The organism is Priestia sp. JNUCC 25, assembly GCF_053667915.1.
Genome location: NZ_CM132211.1, coordinates 3,694,655 through 3,713,935 on the forward strand (window position 1 = coordinate 3,694,655; position 19,281 = coordinate 3,713,935).

General features: G+C 39.7%; 18 protein-coding genes. 4 read left to right on the forward strand and 14 right to left on the reverse strand.

The window, feature by feature from the left end:
* Positions 1–122 precede the first annotated feature (122 nt).
* From JNUCC25_RS19490 to JNUCC25_RS19520, 7 genes are all read right to left on the reverse strand, one after another.
* A complete protein-coding gene (locus JNUCC25_RS19490; protein ID WP_013058570.1) occupies positions 123–518 on the reverse strand; it encodes a DoxX family protein in 396 nt (131 codons plus the stop codon).
* Between the two features lie 155 nt (positions 519–673).
* The gene (locus JNUCC25_RS19495; protein WP_064472252.1) at positions 674–2,095 is read right to left on the reverse strand and encodes a glycosyltransferase family 2 protein; all 1,422 of its coding nucleotides are present in this window, start codon (positions 2,093–2,095) and stop codon (positions 674–676) included.
* A 44-nt stretch (positions 2,096–2,139) separates the two neighbouring features.
* Positions 2,140–3,363: a nucleotide sugar dehydrogenase gene (locus tag JNUCC25_RS19500; protein WP_029323773.1), complete on the reverse strand. Its 1,224-nt coding sequence runs from the start codon at positions 3,361–3,363 to the stop codon at positions 2,140–2,142.
* Positions 3,356–4,882, reverse strand: coding sequence for a glycosyltransferase family 2 protein (locus tag JNUCC25_RS19505; RefSeq protein ID WP_029323774.1), 1,527 nt, complete (start codon positions 4,880–4,882; stop codon positions 3,356–3,358). Before JNUCC25_RS19505 ends, JNUCC25_RS19500 begins: the two co-directional genes overlap by 8 nt.
* Positions 4,883–4,884: 2 nt before the next feature.
* Complete coding sequence (locus JNUCC25_RS19510; protein ID WP_029323776.1) at positions 4,885–5,085, reverse strand: hypothetical protein; 201 nt, start codon at positions 5,083–5,085, stop codon at positions 4,885–4,887.
* 18 nt (positions 5,086–5,103) lie between these two features.
* Positions 5,104–5,451, reverse strand: a complete 348-nt coding sequence (locus JNUCC25_RS19515) for a DUF2642 domain-containing protein (RefSeq protein ID WP_029323778.1) — start codon at positions 5,449–5,451, stop codon at positions 5,104–5,106.
* Positions 5,452–5,709: 258 nt separating this feature from the next.
* A complete protein-coding gene (locus tag JNUCC25_RS19520; protein WP_013058576.1) occupies positions 5,710–6,384 on the reverse strand; it encodes a C40 family peptidase in 675 nt (224 codons plus the stop codon).
* Between the two features lie 185 nt (positions 6,385–6,569).
* Here JNUCC25_RS19520 and JNUCC25_RS19525 point away from each other — a divergent pair, with 185 nt between their 5' ends.
* Positions 6,570–7,859 (forward strand): globin-coupled sensor protein, encoded by a 1,290-nt coding sequence (locus JNUCC25_RS19525; protein ID WP_055990598.1) that lies wholly within the window; start codon positions 6,570–6,572, stop codon positions 7,857–7,859.
* 40 nt (positions 7,860–7,899) lie between these two features.
* Here the strand turns inward: JNUCC25_RS19525 and JNUCC25_RS19530 are convergent, their stop codons facing one another.
* The 3 genes from JNUCC25_RS19530 to JNUCC25_RS19540 all read right to left on the reverse strand — a co-directional run bounded on the left by JNUCC25_RS19530 (position 7,900) and on the right by JNUCC25_RS19540 (position 9,989).
* On the reverse strand, positions 7,900–8,430 hold the full coding sequence (locus JNUCC25_RS19530; protein WP_013058578.1) for an HTH-type transcriptional regulator Hpr: 531 nt from the start codon (positions 8,428–8,430) through the stop codon (positions 7,900–7,902).
* A 198-nt stretch (positions 8,431–8,628) separates the two neighbouring features.
* Entirely contained in the window at positions 8,629–9,492 is an 864-nt protein-coding gene (locus JNUCC25_RS19535) for an RsiV family protein (protein WP_064472039.1), read from the reverse strand.
* Positions 9,489–9,989, reverse strand: a complete 501-nt coding sequence (locus JNUCC25_RS19540; RefSeq protein ID WP_013058580.1) for an RNA polymerase sigma factor — start codon at positions 9,987–9,989, stop codon at positions 9,489–9,491. Before JNUCC25_RS19540 ends, JNUCC25_RS19535 begins: the two co-directional genes overlap by 4 nt.
* A 158-nt stretch (positions 9,990–10,147) precedes the next feature.
* Between JNUCC25_RS19540 and JNUCC25_RS19545 the strand changes: the two genes are divergently transcribed.
* Positions 10,148–11,557 (forward strand): polysaccharide deacetylase family protein, encoded by a 1,410-nt coding sequence (locus JNUCC25_RS19545; RefSeq protein WP_454222349.1) that lies wholly within the window; start codon positions 10,148–10,150, stop codon positions 11,555–11,557.
* A 242-nt stretch (positions 11,558–11,799) separates the two neighbouring features.
* Here JNUCC25_RS19545 and JNUCC25_RS19550 read toward each other — a convergent pair whose 3' ends face one another.
* Positions 11,800–11,886 (reverse strand): hypothetical protein, encoded by an 87-nt coding sequence (locus tag JNUCC25_RS19550; RefSeq protein WP_454223286.1) that lies wholly within the window; start codon positions 11,884–11,886, stop codon positions 11,800–11,802.
* Positions 11,887–12,222: 336 nt separating this feature from the next.
* Between JNUCC25_RS19550 and JNUCC25_RS19555 the strand changes: the two genes are divergently transcribed.
* Both JNUCC25_RS19555 and JNUCC25_RS19560 read left to right on the forward strand, forming a co-directional pair.
* Positions 12,223–12,456: a hypothetical protein gene (locus JNUCC25_RS19555; RefSeq protein ID WP_029323788.1), complete on the forward strand. Its 234-nt coding sequence runs from the start codon at positions 12,223–12,225 to the stop codon at positions 12,454–12,456.
* Positions 12,457–12,623: 167 nt separating this feature from the next.
* A complete protein-coding gene (locus JNUCC25_RS19560; protein ID WP_253880626.1) occupies positions 12,624–13,796 on the forward strand; it encodes a hypothetical protein in 1,173 nt (390 codons plus the stop codon).
* A 50-nt stretch (positions 13,797–13,846) separates the two neighbouring features.
* Here the strand turns inward: JNUCC25_RS19560 and JNUCC25_RS19565 are convergent, their stop codons facing one another.
* The 3 genes from JNUCC25_RS19565 to ggt form a co-directional block, all read right to left on the reverse strand.
* Positions 13,847–15,280 carry an amino acid permease gene (locus tag JNUCC25_RS19565; RefSeq protein ID WP_029323791.1) on the reverse strand — a complete coding sequence of 478 codons (1,434 nt, stop codon included), beginning with the start codon at positions 15,278–15,280 and terminating at the stop codon, positions 13,847–13,849.
* A 231-nt stretch (positions 15,281–15,511) separates the two neighbouring features.
* Positions 15,512–16,411: an arginase gene (rocF, locus tag JNUCC25_RS19570; RefSeq protein ID WP_013058586.1), complete on the reverse strand. Its 900-nt coding sequence runs from the start codon at positions 16,409–16,411 to the stop codon at positions 15,512–15,514.
* 515 nt (positions 16,412–16,926) lie between these two features.
* Positions 16,927–19,005, reverse strand: a complete 2,079-nt coding sequence (gene ggt / locus JNUCC25_RS19575) for a gamma-glutamyltransferase (protein WP_454222351.1) — start codon at positions 19,003–19,005, stop codon at positions 16,927–16,929.
* Positions 19,006–19,281 lie beyond the last annotated feature (276 nt).

Sequence of the window (19,281 nt, forward strand, 5' to 3'; positions counted from 1 at the left end):
TATGACCAAATAGTACCATATATAAGAATTTTCTTAAAAATGATAGCTGTATATTTTAGTAAAAATGAATCGATAGAAGGATATTTTTTACAAAAAAGGGTAGGCGCATAGCGCCTACCTTTTTAAGAATAATGTTCTTCTGGTTTTTGTAATCGGTTGTCTAACGCGTACGCGCCGCTTCCTGCTAGAATCATATGAAGCGAAACGACAAAAAGGGCAACCTCAAGCTCATAGCCGCCTGTAAAACCAGCACCGCTTTTCGCTGTAAAAATAGCGCCAATCATCACAATCGCAAACAAGACACCGATTAAACGCGTTTGAAATCCAAGAATCATAGCGGCTCCCCCTACGAATTCAATAACCGCAACCGCATAAGCGAAAAACGCAGGAATGCCCATGCTGTGGAAAAAACCGACCGTATTATCAATACCGCTTTGGAATTTGCCAAGGCCATGAATAAAAAACGTTAGCCCTAACATAAGACGAAGTAAAAACGTTCCAAGCTGATAGCTTTTCATTTCTTTTCCTCCTTTTTTACTTTTGTCTGCACATGTAACAATTTTAGTTACAACTGTGAACAAATTCAAGGGGTTAGAACAGAAAAACAAGATATCAGCAAATTTCTTTATCTCATTTTAAACGTTTCTTTTGGAAGTAAGGCAATACTCCCTGCTCAGTCGCGCTGAAGATACGATAGAAATGCAAAAATATGATCCTGAATAATGAGTTCTGCCGTAGGAGAATGGCTCTTTAATGATAGGTGTTCAGAATATCGAAATCGGTTAAATTTATTTACATCAACATGGTGAACGGCCTGCACATGAAAACCTTCTATGATGGCTTTTATTTGGGCAAAAGGCGGTACAGCAAGAGATTCGGGCTTAATTTTCTCCAGACACTCTCTGCTTATGGCATGAGGAACAGCCGTCATGGAGCTCATTAATAAATCTTTTCTTCCTATTGTCTCGTTCAATACGTACTTCCACCCCTGCACCACATGCGTGAGCTTTTCTTCATCTTCACATACGTTTAAAGCTACATCAACGCCGCTCGCTACCGCTGAAGCAAACGGATACAACTCTTGAGCTGAAAGAACAAAATCCCCGTCTATAAAGAGAAGTATATCTCCCATTGCTGCAAGGGCCCCCGCAGCTCTTCCGCAATCATGCCCTAACCGCTCATCGTAGACGAGGGTTTTGACACCCTGTTCTTTGGCATACGCCTCCGACTGATCAGTGGAACCGTTAATCACGACAATGATTTCTAACGGCTCAAGTTTTCTTGCTTCTGCAATCACTTGTTTGATTGTTTGTTCTTCGTTGCAAACCGGAACAATAACAGACAGCTGTTTGCCTCCATAAAAAGATGATAGTTTCCCCCAGCCGTGCTCAACAACTGGAATGGGCTGCGCAAGCATATCCACTCTCCTTTTACGATTTGACGCAAGCGTATAGTATGTTTGAAGAAGCTGCTGGTAGGATTGAATTCGTTCTCTGCTGCGCAGCGGGCGATCGAAAGGACGAAAGCTTCCCTTTCCCTGGGTTTCAATCGTAATGTGCGAGCTTACACGATACTGCGTTAACAATGTCACAAATAAAGAAAGAGGCGGCATCTCCCAGTAGTTCTTCAATACACTTAACAGCACCCCGTAAGGCGCTTTTAAATAAGCGTTGGCACGATGAGGCTTTCCAAGCGCATGATGCAAGACCGCACTCCACGTCATTTCGCTGCGGTTAAAAGCATTTATCTTTGTTTTTTCCCACTTGTTTAGCACCACATCGCTATGTCCAAATAACAACGGCTGCACAAAACGTTCAATCTCAGAAGCAGAAAGAATAATATCTCCGTCTACAAATAAGACGGCATCTCCTTTGGCGGCTTTGGCTCCTTCCATTCTTGCTTCATGGGGAGAAAGGCGTTTTTCCACTACTTTTACCATGCACCCTTCTTCTTTTGCTATTTTTACTGAAGCATCGGTACAGCCATTTGCGATTACAATAATCTCAAGCACATTCACTTTCTTAATTTGTTTAAGCACGGTCTTTAGCGTGTCTTCTTCATTGTAAACAGGCAGCACGACAGAAAGAGTTTTCATTAATATCACCCCTAAAAAAAGAACCACTGAATAACTCAGCGGCTTCATTCATTTAAAATACCTCTTGTATCTACAACTTTTTTTGCATTTTTTACGATTGACCAATCCACCTGACTATGGTCAGTTAATACCAGTACAACGTCGCTTTTTTCGATTTCCTCTTTTGTAAGCGGGACAGAAAAGTACGTTTGCTTATTAAACACGGCAGAGTCAATATACGGGTCATGATACGTTAATTCATACCCTTTTTCTAAAAGACCTTCACACACGGTCAGCGCCGGCGATTCACGTATGTCATTTACGTCTTTTTTATACGCAACGCCTACCACGAACACGCGCTTTTCATTTGCGTCAAGCTGCTTTTCAACTCGCCTAATCACTTTATTTGGCATTTCTTCATTAATATGATGAGCCGCTTCAATAAGTTCGCTCGTTAGCCCATTTTGCTTTAGTTTCCATAAGAAATAAAGCGGATCAACAGGTATGCAGTGCCCCCCTATTCCGGGACCTGGATAATAAGGAGTAAACCCAAACGGCTTGGTAGATGCCGCTTGTAAGACCTCATAAAAATCTATCCCTAATTCCCCACACAGTTCGTTTGTTTCATTCACCAACGAAATATTGACCAGGCGCTGAATGTTTTCAAACAGCTTGCACATTTCCGCTACTTTCGGAGAAGAAACAGGTACAACCTGCTGGAAAATGCTTTCGTAAAATATCTGTATATGATGAAGGCATTCTTTGCTGTAGCCGCTAATCACTTTTGGAATATACTCAATGTCGTACGACTTGTTTGCTGGATCGACTCGCTCTGGAGAATATGCTAAATAAAAATCAACTCCTGCTTGCAAATCAGACTCCTTTAAAATAGGTAAAACGACTTCTTCAAGCGTGCCTGGATAGGTAGAGCTTTCATAAATAATTGTTTGTCCTTTTACCATATGTTCCTTCAAAAACGTAGATGCGCTAATAACGGGTCCTAAGTCCGGATTATGATTCTCTGTAATAGGTGTTGGCACGGTCACCACTACATAATCGCATGCTTGAAATGCGGAAATACCTTTTTTTAATTCATATGCTTGAAAGTTTTTCTCACTTTGAATCACATCATTACGTACATCTGGAATATAGCTTTTCCCTTGTTTTAGCGCTTCAATTTTCCGAACGTCAATATCAAGTCCAATCACGGTGTAGTTTTTTTTAGCAAACAAAAGAGCAAGCGGGAGTCCCACATACCCTAGACCAATAACGGCAACTTTTTTATTCATTGTTTAACACCTCAAACAAAAGATCATGTCTTCGTATGTCCGGAAGAAATTCGCCTCTTTCACTAGTTTGGCTAATATAGTACGCCATGGCCTCTACATAATCTCCTAGAATTCTCTGAGTGGATGCTGCTAGACCTTTGACTTTCATATGCTCTTTTCGAATCCGGTTCGTTCGCGCCACATCCACAAAATGAACAGGCTGAACCATAAAGCCGTACATGATACTTTTTAATTGAAATAAAGGTGGAATAATAAGAGATTCGTAGCCTACTTTCTCCATTACATCCCGTTTAATTGCATGCGGAATCGCCGTCGTTGTATTAATGGTTAAATCCGGACGTTTGCAAACAATATTAAGAAAATATTTCGCCGCACTTACAGAGTGGATGGGATGCACTTCGTCAAGCAGACACTCTAAATTATTAAGCGCTACATCAACTCCTTGGTCAGCCGCTTCTAAATATGGACGTAAATGTTCCGCGGAAATAACAATATCTCCATCTACGAACAAGCAAACTTCACCGCTGCTGTACATCGCACCAATTGCTCGAGGTACATTGTGTCCAAGGCGCTGCTTGTAATGAAGAACAGTAGCTCCGGCTTCGATCGCTCGTTTGACCGTTACTTCATCGGCTCCGTTGGCAACCACGATGATCTCTTCCACTCCGGCTTTTTTTACTTCTTTAATCACGTTTGCAATCGTCTCTTTTTCTTCACCTGCCGGAATAACAGCACTGTACTTAACTCCTGTTTTCCGTTTTACATTCGGTGTATAAGCGGAAACAACTTCTCGGTTTCGATCACCATCTGTGAGCCCGCCTCTTATTCCTTTTTCTTCGATAAGATGAGCTAACGCTTTAATATGATCTCCAATAATATAGTTAGTGGAAATAGGGAAAGGAGAATTGGTAGGAATGGTTTTGTGGGTGGTTCTAATCTTATTGGTATAAATAACGTCTGAAGAACACGGTGCAACGATTGACATTCCTTTTAAAAGAGCAATCGTATGAGCAAGAGGCGGGTGAGCTAAGTTCTCGTATCCAATTTTAGCTGCTGATGTTTTCTTGATAGCATGGGGAATAGCTGTTAATGCTTGAATGGATAAATCTTCACGCTGCAAGCATAAGTTCAGCATGTATTTCGCAACGGAAACCGGATGCGGACGCACCTTCCGCTTCATAATCCATGAAAGGTTGTTCAACGCTATATCATGACCGGTTTCTATAGCCTTCGTATATTTCATCAGCTCCTCATGAGGAACCGCTATATCTCCGTCCAAAAAAAGCAAAATATCTCCTTTTGCTTTTTTAGCCCCAATGGCTCTTCCAATATTAATACCAAGAGCTTCCTCATAATAAATGACGCGGCAGCCTGCATCCTCGGCAATTTCCTTTGTTGTATCACTGGATCCATTTACGACGACAATAATCTCAAACGGCTTCATTTTTTGAACTTCTTTAATGACAGGTAACAAAGAATCAGCTTCGTTACAGGCTGGAATAATCACTGATACTTTCAAACTCACTCAACTCCGCTGAAAATTCGAACATACGTAATGGATACTAGTGGAATGGTTACATCCGCGGGCTCGCCATATGAGCTTGATGTACGTACAACAGCCGCTGCGTCCGTAACAGCAAGCAGTGTTCCATTAATAACGTCAATAGCTGTGATGATTTGCACAAATGAACCTACATTTTCTCGTAATGCATCTTGAAACATATTTTTTCCTCCTTTCGTTTAAGCGCTTTGAATAGTCACAATGCTTGTAAATGGCAGCAATACCGTTGACGTTGGAGACTCTACTAATTCCAAATAATCATCTCCTACAAATGTCACAACACCTTCTAGTGGACCAGCGGTTGTTTCAATCACAACTTCCTGTCCGATATACTGCTCGGCAATTTCTTTAAAAGGTGATTCTTGAGATTCTTTAATAATACTGATCACATATTCTCTAAACGTGTCAGAATAAACAACGTCTTCTACTGCTTTTTTTGTGTTTTCCTGAATAAATTCAGCAAATCGATTTGAAAACAAAAGGTGTTTTATCTTTTCTACATAGCGACGGTAACAACAAAAAAACATAAATTTTGTTCCTCCTTTTTATACTGTTATCCCTTCAAATTACCTACAACAATTGACGTAACCTGAGAGATTACTTTATCAATATATACAAGCTGTATCATAAAGGTGACAGAACTTTTGTCATATTTCCATACAAATACGCACTTGACTAGTCCATTTTGTATAGGGTAATCCCCTACCTACCTCCTACCTACTGAAACCAATACAAAAAAGACAAAGCCCTTAGGCTTTGCCTTTTTGTATCTATTAAATGATAAATCAGTTAGCTGCAATACGCTTTGCTCCTATATAGCGATCTTTCCAATAGCTTGAATTTTTATCGCTAATCGTAACGCCTTTAGAAGACGATGCGTTAATAAATTTTCCGTCTCCAAGATAAATGCCTGCATGAGAAGGGCCTTCTTTGTACGTTTCAAAGAACACAAGATCTCCTACCTGCGGTTCACTTACATTTTCACCTGCTTTATAGATATCTTCAACCGTTCTGGGAATATCAACGCCTACACTTTCTTTATATACATACTGAAGATATCCGCTGCAGTCAAATCCTGAAGGTGTAGTGCCGCCCCATTTGTACGGCGTGCCCATTAAAGATTTTGCTTTGCTGATTACTTTATCCGTATTCACTTCTGATTCGCCTTCTACAACGCCGCCTTTACCTAATGCATTGTATGTATTCTCTCCAACAACTCCATCTGCTTCTAGGTTATGTTTCTCTTGAAAAGCCATAACCGCTTTTTTTGTTTCATAATTAAAATAACGCGATACTTCGCCTTTTAAAAATCCTTTATCTTTTAACACCGTTTTAACTTGTTCAACATCATCATTTGTCATCCCTTGTTTTAAAACCGTGTCGCCAAACGCAGCGTGTCCCATTGCCGGACTTGCAAATAAAGCTCCTCCTACAAGAAGCGCCGATAGCATTTTTTTCATTTCGTTTCCTCCCCGAATCATGTTTTAAGCACCGTACAACCATACCATCTGCGGATAACAATTCAATTAATAGAAGATAACAATTTGATAACAATCTTCTTAAACAGCCTCAACTCTTGGATGTAAAACGCCGAAATATAAGAAGAAGAGAAAAACAACTATTCTAGCAAATAAAGGTGATAAACATGAATTGGTTTAAACGAAACAAAGCGCATGCCGAAGCCGCGGCTGTCGAATCCATCACTGTAAAGCTTCATGTATCGGACCCGATGATAAAAAAGCAGATTAACATGATTTCCTTAACAGCAGAGGATCTCGAAAGGATTGCCAGATTTCAAGTTCACGCGCTGAACGCCATCGAAGAGATCGTGAATGATTTTTACAAAGCTATTGGAGAACAGGCCCATTTGGTTGAGATTATCGAAAAGCATAGCAGCGTCCATGCATTAAAACAAACGTTAAAACAGCATATCTTAGAAATGTTTGATGGACAAATAGATGATGCTTTCGTGGTAAAACGTCAAAAAATTTCCAAGATGCACGTTAAAATTGGACTTGAGCCAAACTGGTATTTGTGCGCATTTCAAAATTTATTTACGTCGCTTCTTTCAGTATGTGAACGTACGATGGAATCAAAAGAAGAATGTCTGGCTTTTATTGCAAGTATGACAAAGCTTATTAGTCTAGAGCAGCAAATTGTGTTAAAAGCCTATGAGCTTGAATATGACGAGCAGCGCGCTGGACTTCAGACTCAAAAAGAGAAGATTCAGCTAGAAATCTCTCGTACATCATCTATCCTTTCTTCGTTATCTGAAGAAACGAAGACGTTTATGAATCAAATGCACAGTCAATCCTCTGACGTCGTTTCTTATGCAAACAAAAGCTCTGAACTAGCAGAAGTCATTGAGAAGGAATCCGTTACGAGTCAAGCAAAATTAAAAGAAGAACAAAACATGCTTGGAAGCATACAAAAAAATACGTCGCTCATTCAAAACAAAATGAAAACGCTCGAACATACATCACAGCAAATTCATCAAATTGTTTCGATTGTTACTTCTATTGCTGAGCAAACAAATTTATTAGCATTAAACGCTTCGATTGAGTCTGCTCGAGCAGGCGAGCATGGAAAAGGGTTTGCAGTGGTGGCACAGGAAGTACGGAAGCTTGCAGAAGAAACGAAGAAATCTATTTCCAATATTTCAACTTTTATCGGAGACATTCAAAAACAAATCGAAAGCGTCTCGGCGTTAGGTGGAGAAGTCGCTACATTAACAAAAGATACGGCTGACAATATGAACAACATTACTTCTTTTTTCACAAACGTTCTTAGCATAACAACCGAGAACAAACAGCAAACCGTTCTAACAAAAAAAGAGCTTGAAAAAATAGCCGGCGTAATGAAGCAGCTGTCTCTCCGAATTGAGAAGATGGCCCATTCCTCAGAAGAACTTGAACGGTTAACTGAAAAAAGTTGATATGCAAAAAAGCCTTCTCAGCTTGCACAAGAAGGCTTTTTTATTTTTTCAAGCTAGCGGGCTCTTGAGAAGAACGTTCGATAAACTGGACAAAATCCTCTCCGTATATGCTTCGAATCAGAGCCGTCAGCTCAACAAAGTCAGGCAGCTCTCCGTAAACATCTCGTAGCGGCATCGCTCCTTGAAACAAAGGATTTTCAAGAGGATTATAATCCTCGAGCGTTTTTAAAAACATCTTTTTTCCTTCTTCTGTGAGCTGTACGTATGTATTCCGCTTATCTTTCTCATTTTTAGAAAGGGTAAGATAGCCCCGCAGGTGCAATTTTTTTGCAAAGTTAAAAGCTGTGGATAAATGCATGACGCCTAGTTTTGAAATGTCGGTCATCGACGCAATTTCCAGCTGATATGCAATTCCCAAAATGTGATGCTCATTAATGCTCAAATCGTACGGCTTAACCCACTGCTCCCAATCCTTTTCAGTAGACTTCCAAAGAGCTTTGCTTACCTGCATCACAAGCTGATTAAACAGCATAGCATCTTTAATCGTATCTTGATTTAACGTGCGTTTCACCTCTTCACTTCCTCTCTAGAAATGCAACCGTTCACATCATTTTCCCCTAAGACTTTATAAACAAAAAGAATGAAAATATATACAAAATATTATACATGATTGCTTATATATTTCAACTTATTTTGCATAAAAATAAATTTTAACGTTTCTTTATGTAAAAAAAACAGGCGTGAACGTTCAGCGTTCATGCCTGTTTTTTTAATGAATATACCGTTTACCAACCAGAAGGTTTGAAATAACGTCTGTCGGAATTTCAAACTCAATGTTTCCCATATATCCTGGGGCGACTTTATATTTATCAAATACAATTCTAAGCTTGTGATCTTTTGTAATATAGAAGCTTTGATTCTCAGCAATCTCTTTAAAAGGATCCATATCTTCTTCAGTCAGCCAGTAGATTTTGCCCTCTTCATGCTTCATTTGATCTTTCATTTGCTGTTTAATATTTTCACTAATGACCTTTATATAGCTTTTATCTTTGAACAAACTTGGAAGCGTAACGAGCACTTCGTGTTTTTTATCAATCGTGTCGTACTGATTGACGCTCGACGTTGAAGCTCTCGATTCTTCCACATATCGATGAACCACAAGCAAATCATCGGTATCCGTCATAATATCATAGCCGCTGCTGACAGCCACGTTTCCTTTCTCTCCTTTTTGTAATGTTTTCATCTCTTTTTTAAACTGTTCATACAGCTGCTCATTTTCTTTTATATACTTTTCATTCAAGCTTGTTTGAAGACCTTTGTTTTCCAAGCCTGAAATCGATGGTGTTTTCACGTCAATACGAGAATGCTTTTCTTCTTGCTTTAGTTCATCAAATGTGATCGCTTCTACTATTTTTCCAAGCACAGGAATTTTTGCCATTGCATTTGCCGTATCTGGACTCACATTCACCGTTGTGATAAAAATCACCGCTGCTGCCGCAATCGCGCTCGGCCAAATATAGGATTTCTTTTTACGGGAATGTGAAGAAAGTGCCTGTGCAACAACATCATCTAATTCGTCTGGAATAGGAATGTCATGATACTGCTTCTTTAACTTTTCTATTTTTTCGTTCATTGTTCTAAGTCCTCCTCCGTCATCGTAATCCGCAACAGGTTCAACCCTCTGTATAGCCTTGTCTTTACCGTGTTTACATTTTCCTCAATGATTTCCGCAATTTCGTCCATTTTTAAATCTTCGAAAAACCTCAGAATAATAATGGTTTTATATTTAACCGGCAGCTGATCCATTGCTTGCTTTAAATCGATATCTTTATACTGATCTTCACGTCCGCTGCTCAAGTACTCAAGCGCTTCATCATCCATAAGCGTTAGACGTTTATGCTTACGCAGGAAATCGATTGCTGTTCGTACAACAATTTTATAAAGCCAGCTTTTAATCGATTGAATATCCTTGATACTGTCCATTGAAATGAGTGCTTTTTTAATCGATTCTTGCACAATATCAAGCGCATCTTCTTGATTTTTTACATAGCTAAAAGCAAGCCGGTAAAAATCCGCTTTATGCTCGGTTACGCACGCTACGAGCACCTGATGTGCATCATGTTTTTTCATCGTCTTTCATACCCTTCTATTTTCTCTTGCTGAAGTACATCTATAAGGTAGACGGAATGAGTAGAAAAATAGTTTGGTTTTTTTTAAAAAAAGTAAAACTAAATAATGGTCTCATGCGTCTATTAGGTAGATATATACAAAAAGGGGAATATTACTACATGAAAACCATGGGCTACAAACGTATTTTGACACTGCTTGGATGCTGTATTTTGTTTCTTGGTACAGCAGGGTATATCGTCAAAGCAAACAGTACAGAGAAAAAAACGGCAAGTATTCAAACAGATCAAACCTATCCAAACGTTGAAATTCAAACGCTAGTTAAGGACCTTACCGACGGAGGCTATGCCATTAGCTACCCTTCCTTTGGTAAAAAAGAAATCGATCAGTCCATTCAAGCTTACGTAACAGATCAAGTGGCACACTATGAAAAAAAGCTGAAGAAGCAGTCAAAAAAGAAAAAATCTGAATTAACGATTACATATAAAACCGTCCATTACAGCAAGCAAACGCTAAGCGTTGTCTTTGATGAATATGAATCTGTAAATGGAGAGAAAGGAACGTCTTCTCTCAAAACCTTTACCTTTGACCTGCCTGCTCAAAAACAAATGACGTTAAAGAATTTATTTAAAGAAAATGCAAACTATTTAGATCGCCTTTCGGCTATTTCATATGCTGAATTAAAAAAACAAATGAAAACAGCTGATTTTGACCCGGACCTTCAAAAAGGAACTCGGGCAGCTAATCAAAATTTCAGTCAGTTTGCGCTGCTTGAAAACAGTATTGTGATCTATTTTAAGCCTTATCAGCTAGGTGCTGAACAAACGAAAACCAAAACAATCGCTATCCAAAAAGATTTATTTAAAGACATGCTGAGCGATGCTTACAAAGACGAAGCAGCAAATAAAAATAAAGTCAAAGAAACGCCTCCAAAACATATCGTTAACGAAATGCCGCAGCAAGGAGCGCCTATTGATCCAACTAAAAAAGTCGTTGCGATGACCTTTGATGATGGACCTAACCCTTCATCTACCAATGTGATTTTAGATGGATTAAAAGAAGTGAACGGGCACGCTACCTTTTTTGTGTTAGGAAGCCGCGTTCAATATTATCCTGAAACAATCGAACGTATGGTCAAGGAAGGAAACGAAGTGGGAAATCACTCTTGGGATCATCCTCAGCTCACACGTTTGAACGAAGCGCAGGTCAAACACCAAATAGGCGATACCCAAGCTCTCATTAAACAAGTGAGCGGCTATGAACCACTGCATGTACGCCCTCCTTATGGAGCCGTCAACGCAAATGTAAGACGTTATATCGGAAATGTTGGCGTGACTCTATGGGATATCGATCCCGAAGACTGGAAATATAAAAACGTTCCTCACTCCGTTCAAGCAGTTATGAGCCAAGTCGGAGACGGAAAAGTTATTTTAATGCATGATATTTACCAAACAAGTGCCGAAGCAGCGGTTGAAATTATGAAGCAGCTTCATGCACAAGGGTATCAGCTTGTTACGATTTCACAGCTAGAACAAGTAAAAAAAGAGCGAGAGCAGCTGCATTTGCAGTAGCGGATAGCGGACGAACGCGCTGCAGCCATTAGGATGGCTGCAGCGCGTTTGTTTTTTTATGCGATGTTTAATAAATGCTATACAGAGCAGCGTAAACGGAATCACTACGTGAAAAGGGATAAAAAGCAACACCGGCATAATCGTTAGCCCTTCTTTTAAATGCTCTTGAACATTACTTGCAATTGTCCAAGAAAAAAATAAAATCACCGTGCCCACAGGATATGTCAGCGCAGAAGGTCGTTTCACCTTAAACAGTGGGAAAGTCCAACAATCACAGCGTAAAAAAAGACGCTGATTTTAACAAATCCTACGATTACTAATGCAATCATAAAAAACACGTCTAGCCGTTCTAGCTATTACTTCAAGTCCTTTGTGCACCGCATAAATAATTAACAGCAGCAGCATCACATTCATTACAAATAAAGGACTGTCGCTTGTTCCTCTGATGACAAAGCTTCCGTTTCCTTTTTATTGTCTTTGCTTTTTTTATTTTTAAATAAAGAAGGCACGATTAAAAACACCTTTCTTTTCATTTTTTAGCTTTTTCCAAATAAATGCTTTGTATGCAATTTTTAATAGAGCAATCAAAGCGTAAGACAAAAAAAATAACAAAAACTATCGGTAGAATGTTTTTAAGAAAAAAACAAAAACGGAGAGTGAGACGTATGAAAATCGTTTGGATATCAGCTTTGCTGTTAGGATGCTTAATGGGATTTTCTCTCGGAGTGGATATGATGCAAGGATTTAGTTTTTCCATGGCCTTGCAAAATGCCTACAGTCCGTTTCGTGTTATGGAGTTCGCTGAACTATTTGTCCTTTTTTTCCTTTTGTTCTGTTTTGTAGCTGAAGTGTTTTATCGTTCATTTAAAGTGAAAAAAGCAAAACAGCGACAAAAATAAAACTCCGTAAAAAACACATATTTCTCCTTTTTACCACCTATTCTCCTTCTCATTTAAATGTTATAATTTTCATAATTGGAAAAACTTTTACACGCCTTTCTACATAGAAAGCTGTACGCTTAAACTACAAAATAAACATTGACTTTGAACTAAAAGGTGAAGAAATGATGAAAAAAAAATTAGCCGTTATTAGTACAGCTTGCTTACTTATTCTTGCAAGTGATCCCATCCCTTCTAATGCTACTCCTGATTCCCCGGATTCCTCTTCCGACGTTTTGGACCAGTCAACAGACGTGGATACAGCTGAAGATGTAAAAGCTATTTTTGACTCTCTCTATCAAGAAGGCTATTCGCTTGGAGAAGAAGATGGATACGCAGAGAAAAAATTTGAACAGTTTGATCAAACAACAGGACTGGACAAATCTTCTGAAGAATTCACGTGGTTTATGATGGGGTATACGGTAGGATATAAAAAAGGACAGCAGCAAAAAGAGGAAGAACTTAAGACTGAACAAGAAAATGAAATGGCTGCCGGCGAAGAGGAAGGCTATCAGCAAGGCGTCCTTGATTACAAACATGCTACTATTCAATCAGAAATCGACCCTTTCCCTTCTAAGTCATCCGACTGGAATAAAGGGTATGTTCAAGGCTACAAAAAAGCTATTTCTTTAATGGACTTATCTGTTAAAGCAAAAAAAGAAGGCTATGACCAAGGTCTTGAAAATGATTCAATGAGTGTTCCGAGCATGTATGATGATGAGGATGTCACACGTCAGGCTTTTACAGAAGGCTTTGAAACCGCTCAAGCCGAAGTGCTGAAGCAGCAAAAAAAGCAGTTTGAAAAGCAGGGCTACGTACAAGGCTATCACGACCTTTCATTAGAAGTACCTGCAGAAGCAGAAGGCGAATTGCAAACAGCCTTTGAGCAAGGATATGAAAAAGGACAGAAACAAAAGCAAAAAGACGTAAAAGCAGACGGGTACGACTCAGCTTTCACTTATCAGACCTATAGAGCGCCTAAAAATCTTCAGGACAAGCCCGAACTAGAAAAATGGTACAAAGCAGGCTTTTATTCGAATAAAGACGTGAAACCTTTGCAGCAAAAAGCTTATAAAGACGGCTGGAAGCTCGGAAAAGAAATGAGCGTTCCGAAAAAACACAAGCAAAATAAAGCTGCGGTGGCAATGTACAAGAAATATTTTGAACAAGGCCAAAAAAAGCAGGATAAAACAGTGAGTCATATCCTGCTCGGCAGCGGTATTGTTCTTACACTGGCTGTCCTTATCACGCTATGGAGACTTCGCCGCCGTAAAAATGAAGAGACAACACTGGATAGCTAAAAACGAGTATATAAAAAACCCGGAAAATCGTGATTTTCCGGGTTTTTATGTTAAATAATCATTCGTTTATTTTCCGCAAGCTGAACTTCTTGCTCTTGTTTTGACTGATTTTGTTTTCGAATTTTCAAATAATAATAAACATAGCAGCCTATAAAGAAAATACCTCCGCAGTATAACGCCATTCGCTGCTCGGGATCAAACGCAAGACTGATCATAACGATACAGTTCGTAATAAGCGCTACGATAGGAAGAACCGGATAAAGAGGTGTTCTAAATTTGAGATCTTCCACTTTTCCACCTTTAGCCACGTAAGCACGACGAAACGCAAGCAGTGAAGCTGTAATCGCAATCCAGCCAATTTGAGCGCCGAGTCCAGCGAGTGAAATCAGCCACACAAAAACGGTTTTAGCTGCCACTACGCTTGAAAGCAGAGAAAAACATGAAATCACAAGCGTAATTAATAGTGCATTAAATGGAACTCCTCTTTTGTTAACTTTTCCAAGCGCAGGACTTGCCATTCCTTCTCTTGAAAGAGAATAAAGCATACGTGTAGCCGCGTAAAATCCAGAGTTTGCGACTGAAAGAAGAGCTGTTAAAATGATAAAGTTCATAATATCCGCCGCGTAAGGTACACCTACACTGTCTAACACAACAACAAACGGGCTTTCTACGACACCTGCTTTTTCACGAGGAATCATGCTTGCTAGGACAAACACGGATAAGACAAAAAAGAAAAGCGTACGCCAAACCGTTTGCTTGATCGCTTTTGGAATTGTTTTTTCCGGATTTTCACTTTCTCCTGCCGCAATTCCAATCAATTCTGTTCCTTGAAACGAAAAGTTCACCGTAATCATTGTGATCAGCAAAGCCGTTACGCCATTTGGAAACAGCCCTTCGGCAAAGAAGTTTGATAGAAGGGGTGCTTCCTGTCCGCTTTTCATATCAATGAGTCCAAACATTGCCGCTCCACCTACAACAATAAACATAATGATGGCGAAAATTTTAATGCTTGAAAACCAAAATTCTGTTTCACCAAATGCTTTAGCTGAAAGTGCATTTAGTGAAAAAATTAACGCTCCAAAAATGGCGCACCATAACCAAACGGGCGAGTCTGGGAACCATCTTTGCATTAATTGTCCGGCAGCTAAGAACTCAAGTGCCACCGTTACTGCCCATCCTAGCCAGTACAGCCATCCAATCGCAAAACCGGTTGCAGGGCCGATAAATTTAGTGGAGTATGTTTGAAACGATCCTGCAACTGGCATAGCAACGGATAATTCTCCAAGACACAGCATCGTTAGATACATAATGATCCCTCCTACTAAGTAGGAAATCATTGCTCCCATCGGACCTGCTTCATTGATGGTATAACCTGAACCAAGGAAAAAACCGGTACCAATACATCCTCCTAGTGATATCATAAAAAGATGCCTTGTTTTCATCGTTCTTTTTAATTCTCCTGGCTGTCCCTGTGGAATATTCATCCCATTTCCTCCCTTTGCTGCATAAAAATGAAATCGCTTTCATTTTTTTAGGTTTATTTTGTTTTTATAGCCGCTTACTGGGTAGCTCTTCATGGCTGAAGTCCATTAGTGCCGGATGTTTTTCAAATGGCGCCAGCCCCGTAGCGAGGATGGCAGCCGATTAACCCTGCATGACCGTTTATTGGATCATAATAGATTTTCTTCTACACGATACCTGTAAGTAGCTCTTTCTTATAAAAGCTTATCGCCAAACAATGAACTCATTAACGCAACCGCTACTTCTGCAGTTTTGTTATGCTGATCTAAAATGGGGTTCACTTCTACAAATTCAGCAGATGTCACCATGTCTGCTTCCGCTAGCATTTCCATTGCTAAATGACTTTCTCGGTAGCTGATGCCGCCTTTTACAGGTGTACCTACGCCTGGTGCATCATCCGGATCTAAGCCGTCTAAGTCCAGCGACAGGTGCACGCCGTCTGTACCGCTTAAATAATCAATCGTTTCTTTCATCACTTGCGTCATACCTAAACGATCAATTTCATGCATGGTATACACTTTAATTCCTTTTTCTTTAATTAACTCTTTTTCACCATCATCCAATGAGCGTGCACCGATAATAACTAGATTTTCAGGTTTAATTTTTGGGGTATACCCTCCAATATTTAAAAGTACAGGATGTCCAATACCCAAGCTCACCGCTAACGGCATGCCGTGAATGTTGCCTGATGGAGATGTTTCAGCTGTGTTTAAATCACCATGAGCATCATACCAAATAACGCCTAAATTTTCTGAACCTTTCGCGACTCCTGCAAGCGTTCCAATCGCAATGCTGTGGTCTCCGCCTAATATTAACGGAAAGCGGTCTTGCTCTCTTACTTCTTCAACTCTTGCAGCAAGCTGTTCATTTCCGCTGGCTACAGCCGCTAAGTTTTTCAAATTCGTATTTTTATCTACGTCTGCCCGCTCTTTAATTTCTACTTTAATATCCCCTTCATCGTGTACGGTATAGCCAAGAGCTTCTAAGCGTGTATTCATGCCTGCATAGCGAATCGCGCTCGGCCCCATGTCTACACCCCTTCTTGTTTGTCCGTAATCCATGGGTACACCGATAATTGAAATGTCTTTTTTCATTTTCTATACCTCCGTTGCATTTTATTTTGTGTGAAGTAAACATAGGTGTTTATTTAACTATGTATTTTTTTCATTGATACAGCCCCTCATCTATTTCTTATGCAAAAATGATGCCAACTTTGTTTGTAGCATTCTATCAGTCTTTTTATCACGAGTTTTCTTACATACGCCAAAAAAACTGTCGATTTCTACAACTTTTTGGCAAAACGTGCAAACTTTTTTGTCGTTTCGTTTAAAATCGCCAATTATATTTGCTTTCATAAAAAAGAGATTGCGACATAACAAAATCCATTCAATCTAAAGATGAACAACTGTTGATTTCAGTGCAAGGCTTCGCTTTCCGCGGACTAGGTGAGCCTTGCTCTCTAATCAACAGCTAGAAGCAACTACATAGACGAAAACTATGGTCACCATAGCAATAAAAAAAATCCGAACGAGTTGGATTCTCCATCAAGAATCTCAATTCATCGTTCGGATTTTCTTTCACCTAAAATACTTTTGTCCCAGTCTCTTTTTTAATTTGTAATAACGTCTCCGTCTTCATCATCGCCGGCATCGTCTTCACCAGGATCTTTTTCTAATGAGACCACTTTCTTTTCTTCGTCCCATTTCACTTTGTAGCCAAGGGATTTTGCTACTTTGATAACTGATAAATAAGAGTGATGATTTGGTTTATATAGCTTTAAATCACTCGAATCAATGACGCCTAAGCCTAACAGTAGGCGATCGGACTGAACGTAAGGCTTTCCATCAATCAGCTTCACTTGCTTATCAGTAAATGGATAAACGGCACGGTTGACTTCAACTGTAAACTCTCCTTTTTTCTCTTCTTTAATTGGTTTTGGCTGTTTGGATACATATTTAATTGCGTCTACTCCTAATACCGTGCCTTGGCGCGTATTATCAGCGCCTCCGTACATTTTCCCTGTTTCATAGTCATAGATAACCGCTTGAACGTTTCCAATATGCTCAGGCTTTTCTTCAAACGCATGTCCTTTAGCCATCATTTCAAGAATTGTATCTTGGCTAAAGCCAGGTTCCCATCTTACGGTTGGATAGCCGCCTGAATAAATACGAGGTGTTAAGATCGCTTTTTGAATCGGCATCTTATGGTCAATAACATTCATAATCGTTTCTGCTACAGACGCAATAATGGTTGGGCCTCCCGGTGAACCAATTGCCATGAACGGCTTTCCGTCTTTTAACAGCATCGTTGGAGACATACTGCTTCGAGGACGTTTTTTAGGCTCAACCTGATTCACGCCTCCCGGAGTGGCATCAAAATCCGTCATTTCATTGTTGAGCATAAATCCGTAGTCAGGAACCATAATTCCTGAACCAAAAACTTGTTCAATGGTAGTCGTGTAAGAAACCATGTTTCCCCATTTGTCTACAACAGAGAAATGAGTCGTTTGGCCGATTGGATTTTCTTCCTTTACTGTTGCTTTATTTGGGTTTTCTTTTCCTTCATATTTCCAAGGGTCTCCTTCTTTGACATTAGGCGTTGCTTTGTTTGGATTAATTAATTTACGACGTTCTTTAATATAATCTTCATCTAACAGTCCTTTTTTCGGCACTTCGTAAAAGTCTTCATCTGCCATATACGCCGCGCGGTCCGCGAAAGCTAAGTGCATCGCTTCCGTTAAATGCTGCAAATACTGAGGCGTATTGGAACCCATTTTTTCTACATCATAACCTTCCATTAGCTTTAAAATCTGCTGCACGGTTAATCCGCCGGAGCTAGGAGGAGCCGCACTAACCACATCGTAGCCTCGGTAAGTTGTTTTGACCGGCTCACGTTCTTTTACAACGTAATTTTTCAAATCATCCATAGTCATGCTTCCATCGCGTTTTTGAACTTCTTTAACAAGCGCTTTTCCAATTTCTCCTTTATAAAGAGCGTCTGATCCTTCTTTTTGAATAAGCTTTAATGTTTTAGCAAGATCCGGCTGAACAAGCTTATCTCCTTCTTTTAATGGCTTGCCATTCGGCACGAATACACTACCGGCCGTTTGGTATCTTTCAAGCTTGTCCACATTTTCATCAATGTACTGAGCCATCGACCAATTTACTTTGATTCCTTGTTCTGCTTGAGTAATAGCTGGTTTAATAATATCTGATAAGTCCATTGTTCCATAATCTTTAAGGGCTGTTTCTACTCCTTTTAGCGTACCAGGAACTCCAACTGCTTTTCCTGTTATGTGACGCTTACTGAAAGGGATGACTTTTGCTTTTGAATCTAAAAACAGCTTAGGCGTGACATCAGCTGGTGCCATTTCACGGCTGTCTAGCATCGTAATTTTATCTTTCTTTTTTTCATAAATCATCATAAAGCCGCCGCCACCGATACCTGACATCATCGGTTCCACAACGTTTAGAGATAATTGAATGGCAGCTGCCGCATCCACAGCGTTTCCGCCTTCAGCTAAAACTTTCCTTCCCGCTTCAGCAGCCAGCGGGTGAGATGCCGCTACAATTCCTTGTGTAGCACCTCGTTTCATTGAATGGTCGACACCCGGAACTTCAGCAGCAGCTGGTGTGACAACTAAACTTAAACTAAATAATGCAATAACCAACATCTTCATAACCTTCATCTGGGTCTCCTCCTTCAAATACATTATTTTACATCGTCTGAAACGATGGATTTCACAAAGAATAAATTGGTTTATTATGATATTTTTTACATATGTGTATAAATAAAAAGCAAAGTAAATCAGACCTTTGCTTTTTTAGTTAGTCGCATGTTTAACTTTTCTCTCTATCCATCTACAATTATCTATATTTTCTAACAATTTATCCATAGGCTGATAGTTTCTTACTATTTTTGGAATTATGTAGACTGAACGCTCTAATAATGTAGAAAATCTAGC

Excerpts from the sequence above, each read along its gene's own strand:
- JNUCC25_RS19545 (WP_454222349.1), top strand. The coding sequence starts at position 10,148 with ATGAAAACCATGGGCTACAAACGTATTTTGACACTGCTTGGATGCTGT.
- JNUCC25_RS19565 (WP_029323791.1), bottom strand. The coding sequence starts at position 15,280 with ATGAATATTCCACAGGGACAGCCAGGAGAATTAAAAAGAACGATGAAA.
- ggt (WP_454222351.1), bottom strand. The coding sequence starts at position 19,005 with ATGAAGGTTATGAAGATGTTGGTTATTGCATTATTTAGTTTAAGTTTA.
- JNUCC25_RS19515 (WP_029323778.1), bottom strand. The coding sequence starts at position 5,451 with ATGTTTTTTTGTTGTTACCGTCGCTATGTAGAAAAGATAAAACACCTT.
- JNUCC25_RS19560 (WP_253880626.1), top strand. The coding sequence starts at position 12,624 with ATGAAAAAAAAATTAGCCGTTATTAGTACAGCTTGCTTACTTATTCTT.
- JNUCC25_RS19510 (WP_029323776.1), bottom strand. The coding sequence starts at position 5,085 with ATGTTTCAAGATGCATTACGAGAAAATGTAGGTTCATTTGTGCAAATC.
- JNUCC25_RS19550 (WP_454223286.1), bottom strand. The coding sequence starts at position 11,886 with ATGATTGCATTAGTAATCGTAGGATTTGTTAAAATCAGCGTCTTTTTT.
- JNUCC25_RS19540 (WP_013058580.1), bottom strand. The coding sequence starts at position 9,989 with ATGAAAAAACATGATGCACATCAGGTGCTCGTAGCGTGCGTAACCGAG.
- JNUCC25_RS19490 (WP_013058570.1), bottom strand. The coding sequence starts at position 518 with ATGAAAAGCTATCAGCTTGGAACGTTTTTACTTCGTCTTATGTTAGGG.
- rocF (WP_013058586.1), bottom strand. The coding sequence starts at position 16,411 with ATGAAAAAAGACATTTCAATTATCGGTGTACCCATGGATTACGGACAA.
- JNUCC25_RS19535 (WP_064472039.1), bottom strand. The coding sequence starts at position 9,492 with ATGAACGAAAAAATAGAAAAGTTAAAGAAGCAGTATCATGACATTCCT.
- JNUCC25_RS19495 (WP_064472252.1), bottom strand. The coding sequence starts at position 2,095 with ATGAAAACTCTTTCTGTCGTGCTGCCTGTTTACAATGAAGAAGACACG.
- JNUCC25_RS19525 (WP_055990598.1), top strand. The coding sequence starts at position 6,570 with ATGAATTGGTTTAAACGAAACAAAGCGCATGCCGAAGCCGCGGCTGTC.
- JNUCC25_RS19555 (WP_029323788.1), top strand. The coding sequence starts at position 12,223 with ATGAAAATCGTTTGGATATCAGCTTTGCTGTTAGGATGCTTAATGGGA.
- JNUCC25_RS19520 (WP_013058576.1), bottom strand. The coding sequence starts at position 6,384 with ATGAAAAAAATGCTATCGGCGCTTCTTGTAGGAGGAGCTTTATTTGCA.
- JNUCC25_RS19500 (WP_029323773.1), bottom strand. The coding sequence starts at position 3,363 with ATGAATAAAAAAGTTGCCGTTATTGGTCTAGGGTATGTGGGACTCCCG.